Annotated in this window: 23 protein-coding genes, 1 pseudogene and 1 riboswitch; of the genes and pseudogenes, 12 read left to right on the forward strand and 12 right to left on the reverse strand. The window is 67.6% G+C overall.

Annotation, left to right across the window (positions count from 1 at the left end; translation table 11 throughout):
• Positions 1-36 precede the first annotated feature (36 nt).
• Entirely contained in the window at positions 37-402 is a 366-nt protein-coding gene (locus tag NP4_RS11560; RefSeq protein ID WP_082875803.1) for an STAS domain-containing protein, read from the reverse strand.
• 263 nt (positions 403-665) lie between these two features.
• Between NP4_RS11560 and NP4_RS11565 the strand changes: the two genes are divergently transcribed.
• Both NP4_RS11565 and NP4_RS11570 read left to right on the forward strand, forming a co-directional pair.
• Positions 666-1,097, forward strand: coding sequence for an ATP-binding protein (locus NP4_RS11565; protein ID WP_067996301.1), 432 nt, complete (start codon positions 666-668; stop codon positions 1,095-1,097).
• Between the two features lie 8 nt (positions 1,098-1,105).
• The gene (locus tag NP4_RS11570; protein WP_067996303.1) at positions 1,106-1,816 is read left to right on the forward strand and encodes a PIG-L deacetylase family protein; all 711 of its coding nucleotides are present in this window, start codon (positions 1,106-1,108) and stop codon (positions 1,814-1,816) included.
• On the opposite strand, the gene NP4_RS11575 is transcribed toward NP4_RS11570, so the two are convergent.
• A complete protein-coding gene (locus tag NP4_RS11575) occupies positions 1,801-2,367 on the reverse strand; it encodes an HD domain-containing protein (protein WP_067996307.1) in 567 nt (188 codons plus the stop codon). The genes NP4_RS11570 and NP4_RS11575 overlap by 16 nt on opposite strands.
• Positions 2,368-2,429: 62 nt before the next feature.
• On the opposite strand from NP4_RS11575, the gene NP4_RS11580 reads away from it, so the two are divergent.
• Genes NP4_RS11580 through NP4_RS11590 form a run of 3 tightly spaced genes read left to right on the forward strand, consistent with a single transcriptional unit; the run spans position 2,430 to position 4,551 of the window.
• On the forward strand, positions 2,430-3,593 hold the full coding sequence (locus NP4_RS11580) for a glycosyltransferase (protein WP_067996311.1): 1,164 nt from the start codon (positions 2,430-2,432) through the stop codon (positions 3,591-3,593).
• A gap of 35 nt (positions 3,594-3,628) precedes the next feature.
• Entirely contained in the window at positions 3,629-3,823 is a 195-nt protein-coding gene (locus NP4_RS11585) for a DUF3046 domain-containing protein (RefSeq protein WP_067996314.1), read from the forward strand.
• Between the two features lie 5 nt (positions 3,824-3,828).
• On the forward strand, positions 3,829-4,551 hold the full coding sequence (locus NP4_RS11590) for an aminoglycoside 3'-phosphotransferase (protein WP_245998017.1): 723 nt from the start codon (positions 3,829-3,831) through the stop codon (positions 4,549-4,551).
• Here the strand turns inward: NP4_RS11590 and NP4_RS11595 are convergent.
• Positions 4,524-5,960: an MFS transporter gene (locus NP4_RS11595; protein ID WP_067996813.1), complete on the reverse strand. Its 1,437-nt coding sequence runs from the start codon at positions 5,958-5,960 to the stop codon at positions 4,524-4,526. The two genes, NP4_RS11590 and NP4_RS11595, sit on opposite strands and share 28 nt — an antisense overlap.
• A gap of 97 nt (positions 5,961-6,057) precedes the next feature.
• Here NP4_RS11595 and NP4_RS11600 point away from each other — a divergent pair, with 97 nt between their 5' ends.
• The 4 genes and pseudogenes from NP4_RS11600 (at position 6,058) to NP4_RS43170 (ending at position 9,553) form a co-directional block, all read left to right on the forward strand.
• Positions 6,058-7,092, forward strand: coding sequence for an Lrp/AsnC family transcriptional regulator (locus NP4_RS11600; RefSeq protein WP_067996317.1), 1,035 nt, complete (start codon positions 6,058-6,060; stop codon positions 7,090-7,092).
• Positions 7,093-7,249: 157 nt separating this feature from the next.
• Positions 7,250-8,293, forward strand: a complete 1,044-nt coding sequence (recA, locus tag NP4_RS11605) for a recombinase RecA (protein WP_062506624.1) — start codon at positions 7,250-7,252, stop codon at positions 8,291-8,293.
• A gap of 408 nt (positions 8,294-8,701) precedes the next feature.
• Positions 8,702-9,343: pseudogene (recX, locus tag NP4_RS43165) on the forward strand (recombination regulator RecX); the annotation flags it as partial.
• Between the two features lie 39 nt (positions 9,344-9,382).
• Positions 9,383-9,553, forward strand: a complete 171-nt coding sequence (locus NP4_RS43170) for a regulatory protein RecX (RefSeq protein WP_373863831.1) — start codon at positions 9,383-9,385, stop codon at positions 9,551-9,553.
• A gap of 296 nt (positions 9,554-9,849) precedes the next feature.
• Here the strand turns inward: NP4_RS43170 and NP4_RS11615 are convergent, their stop codons facing one another.
• Positions 9,850-10,296 (reverse strand): 6,7-dimethyl-8-ribityllumazine synthase, encoded by a 447-nt coding sequence (locus NP4_RS11615; protein WP_067996324.1) that lies wholly within the window; start codon positions 10,294-10,296, stop codon positions 9,850-9,852.
• A 75-nt stretch (positions 10,297-10,371) separates the two neighbouring features.
• Positions 10,372-10,535: riboswitch (FMN riboswitch) on the reverse strand.
• Positions 10,536-10,601: 66 nt separating this feature from the next.
• Positions 10,602-11,213 (reverse strand): TetR/AcrR family transcriptional regulator, encoded by a 612-nt coding sequence (locus NP4_RS11620; protein WP_067996326.1) that lies wholly within the window; start codon positions 11,211-11,213, stop codon positions 10,602-10,604.
• Between the two features lie 125 nt (positions 11,214-11,338).
• Here NP4_RS11620 and NP4_RS11625 point away from each other — a divergent pair, with 125 nt between their 5' ends.
• Positions 11,339-12,220, forward strand: a complete 882-nt coding sequence (locus NP4_RS11625) for an alpha/beta fold hydrolase (protein ID WP_067996331.1) — start codon at positions 11,339-11,341, stop codon at positions 12,218-12,220.
• Positions 12,221-12,447: 227 nt separating this feature from the next.
• Here NP4_RS11625 and NP4_RS11630 read toward each other — a convergent pair whose 3' ends face one another.
• The 5 genes from NP4_RS11630 to NP4_RS11650 form a co-directional block, all read right to left on the reverse strand.
• Positions 12,448-12,645, reverse strand: a complete 198-nt coding sequence (locus tag NP4_RS11630; protein ID WP_067996334.1) for a hypothetical protein — start codon at positions 12,643-12,645, stop codon at positions 12,448-12,450.
• A gap of 147 nt (positions 12,646-12,792) precedes the next feature.
• Positions 12,793-13,689: an amino acid ABC transporter permease gene (locus NP4_RS11635; protein WP_067996339.1), complete on the reverse strand. Its 897-nt coding sequence runs from the start codon at positions 13,687-13,689 to the stop codon at positions 12,793-12,795.
• Complete coding sequence (locus NP4_RS11640) at positions 13,686-14,363, reverse strand: amino acid ABC transporter permease (protein ID WP_082875772.1); 678 nt, start codon at positions 14,361-14,363, stop codon at positions 13,686-13,688. Before NP4_RS11640 ends, NP4_RS11635 begins: the two co-directional genes overlap by 4 nt.
• Before the next feature lie 42 nt (positions 14,364-14,405).
• Positions 14,406-15,233 (reverse strand): glutamate ABC transporter substrate-binding protein, encoded by an 828-nt coding sequence (locus NP4_RS11645; RefSeq protein WP_067996341.1) that lies wholly within the window; start codon positions 15,231-15,233, stop codon positions 14,406-14,408.
• Between the two features lie 45 nt (positions 15,234-15,278).
• Positions 15,279-16,007, reverse strand: a complete 729-nt coding sequence (locus NP4_RS11650) for an amino acid ABC transporter ATP-binding protein (RefSeq protein WP_062504275.1) — start codon at positions 16,005-16,007, stop codon at positions 15,279-15,281.
• Between the two features lie 260 nt (positions 16,008-16,267).
• On the opposite strand from NP4_RS11650, the gene miaB reads away from it, so the two are divergent.
• Complete coding sequence (gene miaB, locus NP4_RS11655; protein WP_067996820.1) at positions 16,268-17,806, forward strand: tRNA (N6-isopentenyl adenosine(37)-C2)-methylthiotransferase MiaB; 1,539 nt, start codon at positions 16,268-16,270, stop codon at positions 17,804-17,806.
• 38 nt (positions 17,807-17,844) lie between these two features.
• A complete protein-coding gene (locus NP4_RS11660; protein ID WP_373863826.1) occupies positions 17,845-18,504 on the forward strand; it encodes an Rv2732c family membrane protein in 660 nt (219 codons plus the stop codon).
• A gap of 1 nt (position 18,505) precedes the next feature.
• Here NP4_RS11660 and NP4_RS11665 read toward each other — a convergent pair whose 3' ends face one another.
• Together NP4_RS11665 and NP4_RS11670 are read right to left on the reverse strand one after the other, a co-directional pair.
• Positions 18,506-19,132 (reverse strand): flavin reductase family protein, encoded by a 627-nt coding sequence (locus NP4_RS11665; RefSeq protein ID WP_067996828.1) that lies wholly within the window; start codon positions 19,130-19,132, stop codon positions 18,506-18,508.
• 55 nt (positions 19,133-19,187) lie between these two features.
• Entirely contained in the window at positions 19,188-19,592 is a 405-nt protein-coding gene (locus tag NP4_RS11670; protein WP_067996348.1) for a nitroreductase family deazaflavin-dependent oxidoreductase, read from the reverse strand.
• Position 19,593 lies beyond the last annotated feature (1 nt).

A 19,593-nucleotide genomic window follows, 5' to 3' on the forward strand; every position in this document is an offset into this window, starting at 1 on the left:
TCGGGGCGAATGCCCCGAGGCCGACATCGTTCGCACTCAGTTGTTCGCGCTCGAATTGCCCGCGGCGAGCGCGGCATCCAGGGTCGGGAACATCTCCAGCAACTTGTCCAACCCCGTCACCTCGATCGGCCGGCGCACCGCATCCGACGCCACCACCCGCAGTCGTTGCGGCTTGGCGGCCTCGGAGGCGACCATCAGCGCGCTGAGTCCGGCCGAACCCATGAATCCGACATTGGTCATATCGACCACCAGCGGTCCGCCGCCCCGCTGACCTTCTTCCAGGGCGGATTGCAGATGCGGCACCGACGCGATGTCGATCTCCCCGCGGACGGCGATCACGGTCGAGGTGCCTTCGCTGTGCACCTTGACGTCGAGCATCCGGGACGTGCCTTCACCGCTCACAGACTGGCCCTCCGTATACACCACGTTCCACCTCTGGAGCATCGAACTTCCGCCACGCACAGCGCGACGCCAGGGGACTGTCTCCCTGACTCTACTTACCCCGGGATCGAGTTGGTAATCATCGCCGGCCGAATGCGGTTTTCGCCATAGTGTCGAATAGCCCTCGGATCGCTGGGTATGGCTGTCAGTGGGCGCACGATCGCCCGGAAGACCAGCGGCAGTCACGGCGCACTGCCGACCGAGCTCGACAGGAAGGCAGTACGGTGACCACGCTCCGTCGGCCCGAGATCGGCAGCACGCCCGAACCCTTGGACCTGAGTTTCCCAGCCATGCCGGACCGCCTCGGCGAGGTGCGTCGCCAACTGCGGGAGTGGTTGTCGCGCTGCGGCATAGGGGCGGATCGCGCCTACGACGTGGTGCTGGCGGTCAGCGAGGCGTGCAGTAATTCCGTCGAGCACGGTTACCGGCACGGCGGTGGTCTGGTGCGGCTGTCCGGCGTCGTGACCGCGACCCAATTGCTCATCAAGGTCACCGACCACGGCGAATGGAAGTCACGCGACGAGCCGTCGGACCCGCGGCGCGGTCGCGGGTTGCAGCTCATGGCCGCCCTGGTGTCCGATGCGGTGGTTACCAGCGACGCCGATGGAACCGAGGTGGAGTTCCGGATTCCCCTGGATCCGCGACTATCGAGTTGAATGGGTCCATGGAACAGCTTCCCGAGGACTGGCAGCGCGGCCTGGTGATCGTGGCTCACCCCGACGACATCGAATACGGCGCGGCCGCCGCCGTCGCGCGCTGGACCAAACAGGGCAAGGATATTCGCTACGCGCTGGTGACCAGCGGCGAGGCCGGAATCGCTGGATTGCCGCCCGCGCAGGCCGGTCCGCTGCGCGAGGCCGAGGAGATCGCGGCCGCCGAGGCGGTCGGCGTGCGCGAGGTCGAATTCCTCGGACATCCCGACGGCCGGGTTCAGGAGGGACTGGCGCTGCGGCGCGATCTGGCCCGCGTGATCCGCCGCCATCGGCCGGATCTGGTCGTACTGTTCAATTTCGCCGATACCTGGGCGCCCGGCTACGCCAACAGCGCCGACCATCGCGCCGTCGGCCGCGCCGGTCTGGACGCGATCTCCGATGCCGGTAACGAGTGGATCTTCGAGGACCTCGCCGATCTGCCGATCTGGTCCCCGCGCTGGGCCGCGGTGATGGGCCCGAGCGCCACCCACGCCGTCGACGTCACCGAAACCATCGACGCCGCCGTGGAATCGCTTGTCGCCCATGCCCGTTACCTCGCCGCGCTCAGTGACGAACCGGTCGAGGCGCAGGCTCGCGCCATCGTCGACCGGGCCACCGCGCCCCGCGACGGCTTCCCGGCCGAACGGGCCGTGGGTTTCGAGCTCTACTACTTCGCGGGCTGAGCGGTCGCGACCCGTTCGACGACGGGCCGCCAGCTCTCCAGCGGCGCGACCGCGAGGCCGACCACCTTGCCCGCGTCGTCGGCCCGCCGCAGCGCCACGGCCGCCGCGAAATCCGGATCGGCCTCGAATTCCGCGATCTCCACGGCGGTCATCGGCCCGCCCTGTGCGACGAGGGTGCGCCGACTGGACGGCGACAACCCGGCCGCGTGCACCGAATCCGTCGCCGCCAGATACCGTTTCGCGACGACATGCAGTTCGACCAGCCGGGCCACCCGCGCCCCGAGCAACTCCCGCACGGCCCGCGCCCCGTGCCGCCCGTGCCCCGCGTCGTCGCCCGGCGCGATCGTATGCCCGATATCGTGCACCAGCCCCGCCACCTGCAACTCCTCATCGGCGGGATGATCGCGCCGCAACAACTCCGCGCACTGCCGATCGTGATCGAGAATATCCACCGGATCCCCGCTGCGATCGGGCATATCCCACGCATCGGCGCAGTCTGCCAACAGGATCATCAATTCATCCACCGAGGTAACCGGCTGCCGTGTCGTCATGGGCGGGACATTAGCCAGGGCAGGTGAACGGACCCTCGATTCGCCTGTGGCAGGCTGTTCGCATGCGAGTGGCAGTTGTCGCGGGGCCGGATCCGGGTCATGCGTTTCCGGCCATCGGGTTGTGCCTGCGCCTACTGGACGCGGGGGATGACCCCGTGCTGTTCACCGGTCCGCGCTGGTTCGAGGCGGCGCGGTCGGCGGGGATCGGGGTGCGGCGGCTCAAGGGGCTGGCGCCGCGGCCGCAGGACGACGATCGCGATGCCGGACAGCGCATCCACGAGCGCGCCGCCCATATCGCCACCGAGATCCTGCCGGAACTGAGCGCCATGCTGCCGGAACTGGTGGTCTCGGATGTGCTGACCGCCGGTGGCGGTATGGCCGCCGAACGATTGGGCGTGCCCTGGGTGGAACTGTCGCCCCATCCGCTGTATCTCCCGTCGAAGGCATTGCCGCCCATCGGAAGTGGACTGGCCCCGGGGGAGGGCCTGCGCGGTCGCGCGCGCGACGCCGTGCTGCGCGGTATGACCGCCCGCGCCATCCACCGCGGCGAACGTCAGCGCACGGCCGCGCGCGCGAGTATCGGTCTGCCCGAACAGGATCCGGGCCCCGACGCCCGCCTGATCGCGACCCTGCCCGCCCTGGAACTGCCGCGCCCGGACTGGCCCGAGGACGCCCATCTGATCGGCCCGCTGCTGTGGGAACCCACCGCCGATACCCTCCCGCTACCGCCCGGCGACGCACCGCTGATCATGGTCGCCCCGTCGACCGCGCACACCGGGGTGTCCGATATGGCCGAAGCGGTGATCGCCGCGCTGGACGGATTCGGCGTGCGGGTCGCGATCTCGATGCTCGACCAACCCCCGGCGAATCTGCCCTCCTGGGTCACCGCGGGCCTGGGCCGCCAGGATGTCCTGCTGCGCGAGGCGGCCGCGGTGATCGGCGGCGGCGGGCACGGCCTGCTGGCCAAAACCCTGCTGGCCGGTGTTCCGATCGTCACCGTGCCGGGCGGCGGCGATCAATGGGAACTGGCCAATCGAGCCGCCCGCCAGGGCAGTTCGATCGTCGTGCGACCGTTCACCGCCGAGACGATCCGAGAGGCCGTGGGCCGCGTCCTCGACGATCCGTCCTATCGCGCGGCCGCCGAGCGCGCCGCCGCGACCGCGGCCGAGGTCGCCGATCCCGTCGAGCTGTGTCATCGGGTCCGCGAGACGGCTCGGGCGCACTGAGTTCGGCATCGATGCCACCCGGTAGCCTCGACGGCGTGCGATTGACTGACTTTCGCGAGCTGGTGCACGGCGAATTCGGCGTGGCCCGCGGCGACTCCCTGTTGAACGATCACACCCTGCTCGCACTGAACGGTCGGACCGGCGCCCAGGCCATCGAGGCGGGGGTGGAGCCGCGCGATGTCTGGCGCGCGCTGTGCGCCGAATTCGACGTCCCGCGCAACCGCTGGTGACGCGGGTGCCCGATCCGACCCTCGCGCTGCCCCCGAAAGTTTCCGCCCTGCTCGGACCCGCGCCGACCCGTTCGCTCGATCACGAGGGACGCAGCGGCTGCGTCGAATTCGTCAACGACGCCTACTGGATGAAACGCGGCCCCGACGCGGTCGCCGATTTCGAACGGCTGACCTGGCTGGGGGAGCGGGGCATCGCGGTCCCGGCGATCGCGATCTTCGAGGACGACGTGCTGGTGCTCGAGGACGCGGGCGTGCCCAGCCTGGCCGATCACCCCGCGCCCGGCGCGCTGCTGGGGCGAGTCCTGCGTCGGCTGCACGAGATCCCGGTCTCGGCCTGCCCGTTCGACGGCCGCTTGGACGTGGTGCTGGAACAGGCCCGCCGCCAGGTCGTCGACGGCCTGGTCGATGCCGAGGACTTCGACGACGACAATATCGGCCGCACCCCGGAACAGGTCCTCGAACAGCTGCTGGCCCAACGTCCCGCGATCGAGGATCTCGTTGTGGCGCACGGTGATTACACCCCATCCAATGTGCTGGAGGGCGGCATCGTGATCGATACCGGCCGCCTCGGAATCGCCGACCGCTATCGCGATCTGGCCCTGGCCCGGCGCGATCTGCTCGACGATTTCGGCCAGGCCGAATTCGACGCCTTCCGCGCCGCCTACGGCCTGGCCGAGCTCGATCCGATCCGGCTGGAGTACTACCGCCTGCTGGACGAACTGTTCTGAACTAGTTCACCAGCACCGGGCTGTCGGCTCTCGGTCGTTATCGTCCGGGCGCGCCGATGGAACAGCGCGAAGGCCAGCACACCGAATACGATGCCCACGCCCCCGGCCACCGTGACCGCGGCGTCGAGCCCGTTCACGAACTCCGCCGGCGCGATTCGCGCGCCGTCACCGGCCGCGCCGCGGAATACCGTGCCCAGCACCGCGACGCCCAGCGCCAGGCCGAGCTGGCGGGCGGTGTTGACCGCGCCGGCGGCCGTGCCGCTCTGCTGCGGCGGCACCGCCGCCATTCCGACCGCCACCAGCGAGGCCGCCATCAGGCCGACTCCGATGCCGATCACCACGAAGCCGAGAACCAGTGCGCTCCAGGACGACTCGGTATCGATGAGGCCGAGCAGGCTGGTCCCCACCCCGATCACCACCAGTCCGCCGCCGATCGTCCACTTCGGCGCGAGATCGTGGACGAACCGCCCGAACAGACCCGAGACCAGGAACGCCGTCGCCGCCATCGGCAGCATCGACAATCCGGCCCGCAGCGGGGACAGGTGCAGCGGTTGCTGCAACCACAGCGAGACGAACGGACTGCTCGCGAAGGCCGCGAAATTCATGCCCGCCGCCGCGATCAGCGTGGCGCCGAATTCCCGATTGCGCAGCAGTGCGAGCGGGAACATCGGTGCGGCGCTGCGCGATTCGATCACTCCGAACGCCAGCACCGCGACCACGCCCGCGATCATCGTCACCAGCGCCCGCCCGTCGTCCCAGCCATGTTCGCCACCGCGGATGATGCCGTAGGTCAGCGCCGTCGCGGCCACCGCGAACGCGACCATCCCCGCTGTATCGATCCCGCGTCCGGTGTGCCGCGGCGAGGGCCGGAAAACCAAGGCGGACAGCGCGACCGCGAGCACCGCGATCGGCAGGTTCACCAGGAAGATCCACCGCCACGACAGCAGATCGGTCAGCACGCCGCCCAGCACCACGCCGATGCCGGCCGCGGCGCCCGCCACCGCGCCCCAGGCGCCGAAGGCGATGCCGCGATCGCGTCCGGTGTAGGTGGCGTGCAGCAGCGACAGGGTGGTCGCGAACATGGCCGCACCGCCCACGCCCTGTAGCGCCCGCGCCGCCACGAGCACCGAAACCGATTGCGCCACACCGCACAGCAGCGAGGCCGCGGCGAACACCACCAGCCCGGCCAGATAGGTCGGCTTGGCTCCCACCCGATCGGCCAGCGAACCCAGCACCAGCAGCAGCGCCGCGAGCGCCAGGGCGTATCCGTCGACGACCCACTGCAGTCCGGACAGTCCGGTGCCGAGATCGGCGGCGATGTCGGGCAGCGCGACATTGACGATGGTCACGTCGATGAGCAGCATCAGCGTGCCGAGACACGCCGCGAACAAGGGGAGCCATTTCCGCACGGCGACCTCCAGAAGCGAACGAACGATATCGACGCCAAGCGTGCTGGGTGTTTGAATATCCACCTAGCCGGTAGCGGATGAGCGATGGATTCCACCTATGCGACCTGACGAGATCTTCGATTCCTCCACGATGGATCTGCTCGACAAGCAGATCGTGCACGCGCTGGTCACCGATGCGCGCATCCCGTTCGCCAAACTCGGCACGATCCTCGGCGTCTCCGAGCAGACGGTGGCGAGGCGCTATCGGTCACTGCGTCAGCGCGGCATCATTCACGTCTCGGGACTGGTCAACGCGGTTCCGCTGGGGCACACCCGCTGGATGCTGCGGCTGCGCTGCACACCGGACAGGGCCTTGCGTCTGGCCGAATCGCTGGCCCGGTTTCCGGATGTGAGCTGGGTGTCGCTGCTGTCGACCGGATCCGAGGTCACCTGCGTGAGCCGCCCGCAGTCGATCGAACGGCGCGACGCGCTGCTGCTGCACACCCTGCCGAAGGCCGCGCAGGTCACCGAGATTCGCGCGCACGAGGTGATGCACCGGTTCCCGCTGGTATCGGAGTGGCCGCATTTCGACAGCCTGCTCACCGCCGAGCAGCGCGCGGCGCTGGGCGAGCGGCGGGCCGCCCGCGACGACGGCTCGCGGCCGCCGATGGATCTGTCGGCGGCCGATGAGGCCATGCTGGCGATGCTGGCTCGCGACGGCCGCGCCTCCTACGCCCGGCTCGCCGCCGAAACCGGCTGGAGCCCAACGCGAGTCGCGCGGCGAATGGATGAGCTGGTCGATGCCGGGGTGCTGTACTTCGACCTGGACTTCGCCATCGAGCGGATGGGGTTCGCCGTGCGGGGGATGCTGTGGATGCGCACGCGTCCGGCCGATCTGCAGGCGGTGGGCAGCGATATCGCGGCGCATCCGGAGATCGCGTTCGTCGCCGCGACGACCGGACCCACCAATCTCGTCGCCTCGTTCGTATGCCGCGATACCGCACATCTGTACCGCTACGTCACCGAGAAGTTGGGCCCGCTCGGCGGCATCACCGATATCGAGGTCACCCCCGCGCTGCGGGTGTTCAAACAGGCTCAGGCGCTGATCAATGCCGATCGCGTGACCCTGGTTCCGGAGCCGAGCCGCAGGTAGCCGGGTCGATGCCGACGGCTTTCGCGTGTCGCAGGGCGCGTCGCTTGCCTCGAACACGTGTTCGTCTAAGCTGGCCGTCGGAACTTGTCGGTGCCGCCCTCTAACGTAGGCGTCAACCACAACTACAGACCCACCCGTCGAGAAGGGGAACCAGACGATGGCACCACAGGCGTACGACCGCGACAAGGCGCTGGAGCTCGCCCTCGCGCAGGTCGAGAAGAGTTTCGGCAAGGGCGCCGTGATGCGTCTCGGGGAGGAGGCGCGCCAACCCATCTCGGTGATTCCGACGGGTTCGATCGCGCTGGACATCGCCCTGGGCCTCGGCGGTCTGCCGCGCGGGCGCATCGTGGAGATCTACGGTCCGGAATCCTCCGGTAAGACCACGCTCACCCTGCACGCCATCGCCAACGCGCAGGCCAACGGCGGCGTCGCGGCCTTCATCGACGCCGAGCACGCGCTGGATCCGGAGTATGCCCGCAAGCTGGGTGTCGATACCGACGCGCTGCTGGTCTCCCAGCCCGATACCGGTGAGCAGGCGCTCGAAATCGCCGATATGCTGGTGCGTTCCGGTGCGCTGGACCTCATCGTCATCGACTCGGTGGCCGCGCTGGTGCCGCGCGCCGAGATCGAGGGCGAGATGGGCGACAGCCACGTCGGTCTGCAGGCCCGCCTGATGAGCCAGGCGCTGCGCAAGATGACCAGCGCGCTCAACAACTCCGGCACCACCGCCATCTTCGTCAACCAGCTGCGCGAGAAGATCGGCGTGATGTTCGGCTCGCCCGAGACCACCACCGGTGGTAAGGCGCTGAAGTTCTATGCCTCGGTTCGTCTCGACGTGCGCCGGATCGAAACCCTCAAGGACGGCACCGACGCGGTCGGTAACCGCACTCGCGTCAAGGTCGTCAAGAACAAGGTCGCGCCGCCGTTCAAGCAGGCCGAATTCGACATCCTCTACGGCGTGGGCATTTCCAAGGAGGGCTCGATCATCGATATGGGTGTCGAGCACGGCTTCATCCGCAAGTCCGGCTCCTGGTTCACCTACGAGGGCGATCAGCTCGGCCAGGGCAAGGAGAACGCGCGCAAGTTCCTCAAGGAGAACACCGACGTGCGCGACGAGATCGAGAAGAAGATCAAGGAAAAGCTTGGCATCGGAGCAGACGTCACCGCAGACGCGGGTGCCGAGGCGCCCGTCGACTTCTAGCCGATGCCGAACCGGGAAGCGTCGGGGCCCACACCCCTCCAGGGCCCCGGCGCGACTCGGCTCGAGGCGGTGGAGCGGCTGCGCCGACAGCTGGCCGATCTGGAGTCCGGCGACGCTCGCTCTCGCCCCGATTCACCTCGCCGGATACGCCCGGCGGCGAAACGCGCGAAATCGGAGGGTGATTCGCGCGGCGTCTGGCGTTCCGACGGCGGCCCGATCGACCACGAGGCCTCCGACCCTTCGTACCAGGGAGATGCGGGGTTCTCTGGTGCGGAGGAGGCCGACGACGGGCAGTGGTCGTCCGATGTGCGCCGACGGTCGGTCGATGGTTATCGGGAGGATGACCGCGGCCGAACCGATTCGGCTGTGGCGGATTACGACCACGACTCGTCCCCGGGGCGGCCGTTCGTGTCCGAATCGAGTGGAGACGGTTCGGACCGTGGGCGACGTCGCGGTGCGGGCCTTGCCGAGCGATCGGGCGCGGAAGATCATGAGCGGCCGGAGGAATCGGGCCGCCGGGGTCGACGCCGGGCGCGGCGCGGCGGTGACGGTGCCGGTGAGTCGGCCGGGGGCGGGACCGAGGCGCAGGCCAAGGATATCTGCCTTCGATTGCTGACCGATCGGGCGCGCAGCCGGGCCGAGCTCGCGAACAAGCTGGCGGACAAGGGTTTTCGGGCCGCGGTGGTCGAGCGGGTGCTGAATCGGCTCGCCGAGGTCGGGCTGATCGATGACGCCGCCTTCGCCGAACAGTGGGTGCACTCCCGGCACACCTACTCGGGTAGGGGCAAGAAGGTCCTGGCCCAGGAACTGCGCCGCAAGGGGGTCGCCCCGGCCGATTCGGAACCGGCGCTCGCGGGCATCACCAGCGCCGACGAGCATGTCCGCGCCACCGAACTGGTCCATCGCAAACTGCAGAGCCTGCCCGCGGACCTGGACCGCGACAAGGCGATTCGCCGCCTGGTCGGCATGCTGGGCCGCCGGGGATACGAACCGTCCACCGCTTACGCGGTGGTCATGGCGGCGGTAGCCGAAGCCGGACTCGAATCCGAGCCGATCCGTCCGCAACCCGCCACCCGACCCGACACCACCATGGACGAGTCCGCGGCCCGGGAACTGGTGCGCCGCAAACTCCGGACGATGCCGGGTGATCTGGAGCGGGAGAAGACGATCCGCCGCCTGGTCGGCATGCTGGCCCGGCGTGGCTACAACCAATCCGCCGCCTACGCACTGGTGAAAGACGCACTGGCGCAGGCCGACTAGCGGGCGGCCCGCCGGGCGCGTTCGCCGCTCTGTGCCGACAATGCACCGCCGCGATGCCGCAATGCGAGTACAGCGCCCGCCACCCGGGTGATCCGATTCGGATCGTGCACACAACCGATTCGCGCCCGATGATTCCGGGTGTGCCGTTGCGCACGGATCGGTGAAAGCCGGACTGGCGCACGCCGTTCGACGTGCCCGAAATCTTCCGGCGATCTTCCCGGCGCGTGCGCTGATCCGACCTACGTCGGTTTCGCTATCCCGCCCCGGCGCACAGAATCGCCGGGGCGGGAATCGCGTCATGCCGGGACGGCGTCCAGGCTCACCGTGGCCGCGATGGCATTGGCCAGTTCCGCGCCCTTGATTTCGAAGTGGCGCAGGAAGTAGGCCCGATGCTCATCGTGTTCGTGGAAATGGTGCGGGGTGAGGACCGCGGAGAACACCGGGACATCGGTGTCGAGTTGTACGCGCATGAGCGCGTCCACGACGGTCGATGCCACGAAGTCGTGGCGATAGATACCGCCGTCGACCACCAGGGCGCAGCCCGCGATGGCGGCGTAGCGGCCGGTCGCGGCCAGACGTTTTGTGCGCAAGGGGATTTCGAAGGCTCCGGGGACCTCGATCACCTCGACGTCGGTGAAGCCGCGTTCGGCCAGTCCGGTGCGGCAGGACGTGACGGCGCGGTCGACGATATCGGCGTGCCAGCGGGCGGCGACGATGGCGATGCGGTTCGAGGTGGGTGACATGATTTCTCCTGTTCGCGATGTCACCCAGGGCAGCACGACGCGAACAGGGAGCACCCGCCAGCGGGCGACCCGGTTCCGCGTTCTCTTTCATCCGGACTGTGACCGTCGGCTCCGGAATCACACCGGAATCTGCTGACCCACGACACCGCGGTGTCGTGGCGCTCGCGGGCTGGGACACCGGGATGGCCCGGATATCCATTACCGCCGGTGGGGAATTTCACCCCGCCCTGAGAACGTGTACGTCCGGACGGTACCAAGCCTGTCGAAGCGCGCGCAAGATGCCCTGTCCGACAGAGAGATCCGGCTCACTTCGCGTCGATGCCCAGCACCCGATCGAGTAGATGATCCAGCAGTTCGATCGCGGCCCGGGCGTCGCCGTGACCGGCGAGCATGCCCTGGGCGAATCCGCCGGTGGCGGAGAGGATGAGGTCGGCGTCGAGTTCGGGGTTGATCCGGTCGCCGGCCTCGCCGAGGCGCTGGGCCCGGCGGAGTTGATCGGCGACGACGTCGCGCAGCGCCCGCGGGGCGGCCAGCGTCTCCTCCGAGGTGATGCCCTGGCCGCTGATCGCCGCGGTATTGAACGCGCCGAGTACCACGGCCTCCTCCCGGCGCCGCGGATCGAGGGGCAGGACCTCGGTCAGGATCGCGCGAATGGTCTCGCGGGGCGTGGCGTCCGGCCCGAGCGCGGTCCAGCGTTGCAGGAAGCGGTTACCGGCGTCGTCCATCACCGATCGATGGGTCGCGAGCAGGAAATCGCGCTTCGTGCCGAAGTAGTACTGCACCAGGCGGACCGAGACCCCGGCCTCGGCGGCCACCGTCTGGAATGTCACCGCCGCCAGGCCACCGCCGACGATGACCCGCCGCACCGCGCCGGTGATCTGCCGTCGCCGCTGCTCGTGGTCGACCAATCGTGGCACCGGACCTGCCGCCTTCCGTTCGAGTCGAAGCCTCCAAGCCTAGATGGTACGTGCGTACCGCATCCGTGATACGTTCATACCGCAAACGTGATACGGACATACCGTAAAAATGGGAGGGAGGGATCGTGCCGAAGATCGGGCGATTCACCAGTGACGAAGCGAAGGCCGATTTTCTGCGCCGCTATGACGCCATGGCGTCGAAGTGGCCGGTGCCGTCGACCTGTCTCGACGTCGAAACATCCTTCGGGACAACGCGAGTGCGCAAATCCGGCTCGGGGGCGGGCGCGCCGATCGTGCTGCTGCCGGGTATGGGCGGCAACGGCCAGATCTGGTGGCGGTTCATCGAGGAGCTGTCCCGGGACCGTGTCGTATACACCCCCGATGTCATCGGTTGGGCGGGACGCTGTGTGCAGACCGCACCGGTACGCGACGACGCGGATGTCGCGAATTGGCTCGCGGAGACGCTCGACGGCCTCGGCGAGGAGCGCGTACATCTGGCCGGAAACTCCGTCGGCGCGTGGCTGGCCCTCGTGATGGGAGTCCATCATTCCGAACGCCTCGCGAGCCTGACCATGTTCGAACCGGGCGGGGCCACCTTCGCCAAACCGCGCTGGAGCCTGATGCTCAGATTCATCCTGGCGGGTATGCGACCGACCCCCGAGCGCATGCGCAAGATGAACAGGTGGCTGATGCCCCGCTTCGAACTCGACGACGAGGAATTCGCCGCCGCCATGGTCACTTTGAAATTCCGCCCCGGCATGCCCTGGGAACGGCCGCTCACCGACGAACAACTGTCGGCTGTCACCGCCCCGCTGCTGGTCCTCTTCGGCGCCGAAACGGTCGTGGGCGACCCCGAATTCGCCGCCGCGCGAGTCCGCGCGCACATCCCGTCGGCGGAGATCGAAACCTATCCGAATATCGGCCACGATCTGCTGTGGGCGAATCCGGACCAGGTCATTCCCCGCTTCCTCGACTTCGCTGCCAGCCACGATCCGGTACGCGCTTGACCGCGCCGCACCAGGGTCTCGTCCGAAAGCGGTTGCGGCCGTGCGATTGTCGTCGGCGACCCGGACGAGCGGAGTGACCGGCTCCAGGGAGGGGTGAGCCGGTCACTCACCCGGTCATGACTTTTCGGCTGATGATTTCAGTATCCCGGCCCGATACGTTCGGCACACCGGAAAACGGAGTTTCCGAAAAGGAGTTTCGAGCACCCGCGTAATTCGTCCGGAATCGTTCACTCGGGCAAGGGAATCAGTTCGAGATGCTCCGCCGGTACGGGCTTGGGACAGGAACCGTGGTCGGACACGATGCTCACGCCGCCACCGTGGGCCACCAGCCATCGTCCGCACACGCACCGCAGGTAGCGGACCGAACCGTGGGCCGAGACGACCATCGGCGACGACCAGGAGCAGGCGGGACAGGTGGCAGACATAGCAGCCAACCTTGGAGACCGAGTGGTGCGATTGCAACAACCGCGACGGCGTGGCGGCTGAATCGTTGGACAACCGCTCCCCGGTCGGCCGATAGTGGCGAACCGGCGACCGGGAGCAGTGCCGAGAATGATTGAACTCAGCGTGAATTACTTCGCCGCGGCGAGATCCAGTCCGGGGGCCGCGTCGGTGAGCACCGAATCGGCGGCCACCACGGTGCGCCCGCGTCGACGCGAGCTGCGCAGGCGACGCTCGAGCCAGGTCGCGAACACCGACAGCGCCCAGTTCAGCGCGATCATGATGATGGCGATGACGATCAGCGAGGGCACCGTGTTCTGCTGGGCCGCACCGAGCTGCTGACCCTGGCGCACGATCTCCTGATAGGTGATCTGATAGCCCAGCGCCGAATCCTTCAGCGCCACAACCATCTGCGACACGATCGCGGGCAGCATGGCCGTGATCGCCTGCGGCAGCAGGATGATCCGCATCAGCTGCCCCTTGCGCAGGCCCAGCGCGGTCGCGGCCTCGGACTGCCCCTTGGGCAACGAGCGGATGCCCGAGCGCACGATCTCGGCGATGACCGAGCCGTTGTAGACGGTCAGCGCGATGACCACGGCCGCGAGCGCCAGCTGATCGGACGGGAACACCTGCTTCTGCGCGAAGAACGCGAACAGGAAGATCATCATGACCAGCACCGGGATGGCCCGGGCGAATTCGACGAGCACACCCGCCACGACGCGCACGCTGCGATGGTCCGACAATCGCGCGACACCGAAGACCATGCCGATCACCAGCGCGAAGACGATCGACAGCACCGCGGCCACGATCGTGCCGCGCAGACCCGGCAGCAGATAGGTCTGCCAGACCTCGCCGTCCAGGAACGGCTTCCACTTCTCGGCGGTGAACTGGCCCTTGTCGGCGAATCCGCGATAGACGAACCAGAGCACGGCGGCGATCGCGATCGCGACCACCACCGAGTAGATGTTGTGCCGCACCCGGGCCTTCGGGCCCGGCGCGTCGTAGAGAACCGAAGCATCGGAGCTCATCGAGCCACCTCGAATCGCTTGGCCAGCCAACCGAACAGCAGACCGGTGGGCAGGGTGAGAATGACGAAGCCGAAGGCGAAGATCGCGCCGATCACGAGGATCTGGGCCTCGGATTCGTTCATCCCGGCCATCAGGAACGCGGCCTCGTGTACGCCGATGGCCGAGGCGATCGTGGAGTTCTTGGTCAGCGCGATCAGCACGCTGCCCAGCGGCGCGATCACCGAGCGAAAGGCCTGCGGCAGCACGATCATTCGCAGATTCTGGCCGAAGGTCAGCCCCAGCGACCGGCCGGCCTCGGACTGGCCCAGCGAGACGGTGTTGATGCCCGAGCGCAGCGATTCGCAGACGAACGAGGCGGTGTAGATGCTCAATCCGATCACCGCCCACCAGAAGGCGTTGTCCTGAATCGAATTCGAACCGTGCACGAGTTCGATGCGCATGGTGCTCAGCAGGCCGATCGAGCAGAACACCAGGATGAGGGTGAGCGGGGTGTTGCGGAAGACGGTCACGTACGCCGTGCCGACCCAGCGTGCCACCGGCACCGGCGACACCCGCATGGCGGCGACGATGGTGCCCAGGATCAGCGCGCAGATCCCGGACAGCACCGTCAGTTTGATGGTCATCCAGAACGCGTCGAGCAGTTGGGAGTCGTATCTGGAGATCAGGTCGAACACGGCGGACGTGCTCCTCGCGGTATCAGGGAAGGGGGTGGATCATCAGTAGCGGTCGACGGTCGGCGGCGTCGGGATCTGGAAGCCGGTGCCCGCGAAGTCCTTCTCCAAGGTGGACTTCCAGCTGCCGTCACTGATCATGGCCTCGACCGCGTCGTTGATCTTGTCGCGCGATTCCTTGTCGCCCTTCTTCACGCCGATGCCGTACTTCTCGGTGGTGAAGGGCTTGTTGACCAGCTTGAGCTGACCGGGCGACTGCGCGGCGTAACCGGCGAGGATGACATTGTCGGTGCTGACCGCGTCCATGGCTCCGGACTTCAGCGCCTCGATGCACAGCGAGTAGGTGTCATAGGTCTGCAGCTGCGCGTCCTTGTAGTTCTTCTCCAGGTTCTGCGCCGGAGTCGAACCCTTCACCGAGCAGACCTTCTTGCCCTTGAGGGCGTCCGGGCCGGTGATATCGGTGTTGTCGGCGCGCACCAGCAGATCCTGGCCCGCGATGTAGTACGGACCGGCGAAGTCGACCTTCTCCTTGCGCTGGTCGGTGATCGAGTAGCTGGCGACGATGAAGTCGACCTGGCCGTTCTGGATCAGGGTCTCGCGCTGCGCCGACGGAGCCTCCTTGAACGTGATGTTCTCCGGCTTCACACCGAGCTTGCCCGCGACGTACTTGGCGACATCGACATCGAATCCGGCGAACGAGCCGTCCTTGTCGCGCAGACCGATACCCGGCTGGTCGAACTTGATACCGACGGTCAGCTTGCCGTCGGCGGCGTGCTGTGCGGCGGATTTGGAGCTGCCGCCACCGCAAGCGGTGGCTACCGCGGCGATTGCCAGGGCCCCTATACCGAAGCGCAGTGCACGAGTGATCCTCATCGAATTCCTTCTCTCTTATGAGGTGTGGGAGGTGATTGTCACCGTTCAGTGGCTCAAGATCTTGCCCAAGAAATCCTTGGCACGGTCGGATCTCGGTGCGGTGAAGAAGGTTTCGGGGTCGGTGTCCTCGACGACCTGGCCGTCGGCCATGAACAGCACCCGATCGCCGGCGCGGCGGGCGAAGCCCATCTCGTGGGTGACCACGAGCATGGTCATACCGTCCTTGGCCAGCTGGACCATCACCTCGAGCACCTCGTTGACCATCTCCGGGTCCAGCGCGGAGGTGGGCTCGTCGAACAGCATGACCTTGGGATTCATCGCCAGCGCGCGGGCGATGGCCACACGCTGCTGCTGCCCGCCGGACAGCTGGGCCGGATACTTGTCGGCCTGATTGGCGATCCCGACGCGCTCGAGCAGCTTCATTGCGGTCTCACGCGCCTGCTTCTTGTCCAGGCCGCGCACCTTGATCGGCGCGAGCATGACATTTTCCAGGATCGTCTTGTGCGCGAACAGATTGAACTGCTGGAACACCATGCCCACCTCGGAGCGCAGCTTGGCCAGCGCGCGGCCCTCCGCCGGCAGTTCCACGCCGTCGACGGCGATCACGCCGGAATCGATCGGTTCGAGACGATTGATGGTGCGGCACAGCGTGGATTTGCCGGATCCGGACGGGCCCAGAACGATCACCACCTGCCCCTTGGGCACCTCGAGGTTGATGTCCTGCAGTACGTGCAGAGCGCCGAAGTGCTTGTCCACCTTGCGCATCGCGATCATCGGCGGTGCGTCGGCGGTTGTGGTGGCGCTCGGGTCGGTGGCAGTGCCGGGTGTAGCGTCGGCAGCAGCGTCGGTCATGGGTCGACCTTAAGTTGAAAATGCTGGAAATGCGCAATTTTGCGAAACGCGTCGATCCAGCTCGGATAACGATTAACCGAACCTTGACATTGGTGATCGGTATCACTGCGGGTCGCGGTGCGGCCGGGCGGGGTGGGAATCCGGTTTCGGTGAACCGATACCCTGGACGAGTGAATTCGTCGATGCAGCTCGGGGCAGGTTCGGTGGCGGCATCGGAGTCGGCGCGCACCTATGAGGTCCGCACCTACGGCTGTCAGATGAACGTCCACGACTCCGAACGCCTGTCGGGCCTGCTCGAGGACGCCGGCTACACCAAGGCGACCCCTGGGGCGACCCCGGATCTGGTCGTGTTCAACACCTGCGCGGTGCGCGAGAACGCCGACAACAAGCTCTACGGGACGCTGGGGCATCTGGCCCCGATCAAGGCCGAGCGGCCCGGGATGCAGATCGCGGTCGGCGGCTGTCTGGCGCAGAAGGACCGCGACACCGTCGTGCGCAAGGCGCCGTGGGTGGATGTGGTGTTCGGGACGCACAATATTGGTTCGTTGCCGGTGCTGCTCGAGCGTGCCCGGCACAACGAACAGGCTCAGGTGGAGATTCTCGAATCGCTCGAGGCGTTCCCCTCCACGCTGCCCGCGCGGCGCGAATCCTCCTATGCCAGCTGGGTTTCGATCTCGGTGGGCTGCAACAACACCTGCACCTTCTGTATCGTGCCGTCGCTGCGCGGTAAGGAGATCGACCGCCGCCCGGGCGATGTGCTCGCCGAGATGCGGGCGCTGGTCGAACAGGGCGTCCTCGAGGTGACGCTGCTCGGGCAGAACGTCAACTCCTACGGCGTGAACTTCGCCGACCCCGACGAGCCGCGCGACCGCAGCGCCTTCGCCCGGTTGCTGCGCGCCTGCGGCGGTATCGAGGGTTTGGAGCGGGTGCGCTTCACCTCGCCGCATCCGGCCGAATTCACCGATGACGTGATCGAGGCGATGGCCGAGACGCCGAATGTCTGCCCGCAGCTGCACATGCCGCTGCAGTCGGGCTCGGATCGCGTGCTCAAGGCGATGCGCCGGTCCTATCGCAAGGCGCGGTTCCTGGGCATCATCGAGAAGGTGCGCGCGGCGATGCCGCACGCGGCCATCACCACCGATATCATCGTCGGCTTCCCGGGCGAGACCGAGGAGGACTTCCAGGAGACCCTGGATGTCGTGCGGCAGGCGCGATTCACCAGCGCCTTCACCTTCCAGTACTCGATCCGGCCCGGCACCCCGGCCGCGACCATGGCCGATCAGGTGCCCAAGGCGGTCGTGCAGGAACGTTACGACCGGCTCATCGCGCTGCAGGAGCAGATCTCGCTCGAGGCCAATCAGGCGCTCATCGGCAGCGAGGTGGAACTGCTGGTCGCCGAGGGCGCGGGTAAGAAGAACGCCGCGACGGCCCGGATGAGCGGGCGGGCGCGCGACGGGCGGCTGGTGCACTTCAAGCCCGCGGACGAGGGCGCGATCCGGCCCGGTGACATCGTCACGGTCCGGATCACCGACGCGGCCCCGCATCATCTGATCGCCGACAGCCCGATCCGCGAGCATCGCCGTACCCGCGCGGGCGACGCGCACGAGCGCGGCGTCACGCCCAAGACCGCGCCCATCGGGGTGGGACTCGGCCTGCCGCGCATCGGCGCGCCGGAGCCCGAGCCCGCGGCCTCGGCGTGCGGAACCGGTTGCGGCGCATGATGTTCGCGGTCGATACGAGGTCGAGGCGGTGACGAGGGATGGCTGAGCGGGACCGGACGCCGGATGAGCGGGAGCCGCGGGACAGTCAGCAGGCAGCCGAGCCGAACGAGGAGAATATGAACCCGGCCGAGACCAAGGCGTTCGAGCAGTATCACGACGAACTCGAGGCCGTCGAACGCCGGATCGCGGGCGAGATCGATCCGGGTTCGCGGGCGATGGTGGTGGCCTCGGCGGTCTTCGTCCTGCTGCTGTCGCTGGTGCTGCCGCACGCGGGCGCCGCGCGCGGGCTGGATGTGGTGCTCTACGACCACACCGCGCAGGCCGAGCACATCGGGCTGCCGTCGCGGCTGTTCGAATGGTTCGTGGTGGTGTTCGGCATCGGATTCTCCTCGCTCGCGCTGGTTACCCGCCGCTGGGCGCTGGCGTGGATCGCGGTGGCCGGTTCGGCGGTCGGCAGCGTATTCGGTGTGCTGTCGATCTGGCATCGGCAGACCCCGGGTCTGGGCGATTACCGCGGCGCCGGACCGGGCATCGGCCTGATCCTGGCGACGCTGGCGATCATCGTGCTGACCTTCCACTGGATCAAGGTGGTGTGGAGCAGGACGGCGATGCAGCTCGAGGCCGAGGAGCGCCGCCGGATCGCGGCGGCCGAGGAGGAGGAGCGGCACAAGCGCTGGCTGCAGGGCGAGGACAAGTAGTTCAGCGCAGGGCGGGATCGGGGATCTGCCAGGCGGCGGCCAGCCGTGAGGGCTGCAATTGCGTTGCGCCGCCGAAGAATTCGCAGAACTTCATGATCAGCGGATCCCAGCGGAGCTGATCGACGTGCGCGGTGCCGGGGATGACCAGATCCTCGTCCACATGCGCGCGCCGCACCCGCACGGTGTGGGCGTTGGCATGGGTGTCGACGCCGAACGGCTGGGAGGACAGCAACTCGCATTCGAGCTGGATCGGGCATTCCGCCACCCGCGGCGCGCCGACCAGATCCGAGGCGATCGGGGTGAGTCCGGCGGCGCCGAATTTGTCCGGTTCGTAGCGATAGCCCTTCTCGCGATGATGCGCCGACAGCGTCGGGGAGCCGGTGAGCAGAGCCAGCCGATCCACGGCCGAAACCAGTTCCGCCGAAGGAAGATTCAGTACGCACTCCCGCTCCCGCAGCAGGTTCTGGGTCGTGCGCGAGGGTGTGTTCATGCCGAGCATGCACTGATCACCCAGCCACCAGGCCGACGACATGGGCGCGAGATTCGCCGTCCCGTCGGGATTTCGGGTACTGATCAGCACCACCGGGGTGCCGAAGTAGAGGACTTGGAGATCAACTACGCGATGCATATGACCCAGCATCGCGGTCGGAAACCGGTATGGCTGGCGGCATTCGGACGCGGCGTCAGGTCCGATGCAGCGCGACCACGGGAATGGCGCGCGTGGTCTTGGTCTGATGTTCGGCGAAGAACGGATACAGCCGGATCAGCTCGGCCCAGATCCGCTCCCGTTCCGCGCCGGAGACGGTTTCGGCTGTGGCCGAATAGGTTTCGTCGCCGATCTCGACCGTGACGGCCGGATCGGCGGCCAGGTTCAGATACCAGTCCGGGTGCCGGGGCGCACCGATATTCGATGCGATCACCAGCACCCGGTCGCCGTCGCGATGGAACATCATCGGCGTGGTGTACGGATGTCCGGAGTGCCGACCGGTGGTGGTGAGCAGCAGCAGGCGGTCGCGATGCATACCCTCGATCGCGCCGCCCGCGCGGAACTGCTCGATCACCCGCCGATTGGTCTCCTGGACGTCCATG

This window comes from Nocardia pseudobrasiliensis NBRC 108224, assembly GCF_001613105.1.
GTDB lineage: Bacteria > Actinomycetota > Actinomycetes > Mycobacteriales > Mycobacteriaceae > Nocardia > Nocardia pseudobrasiliensis.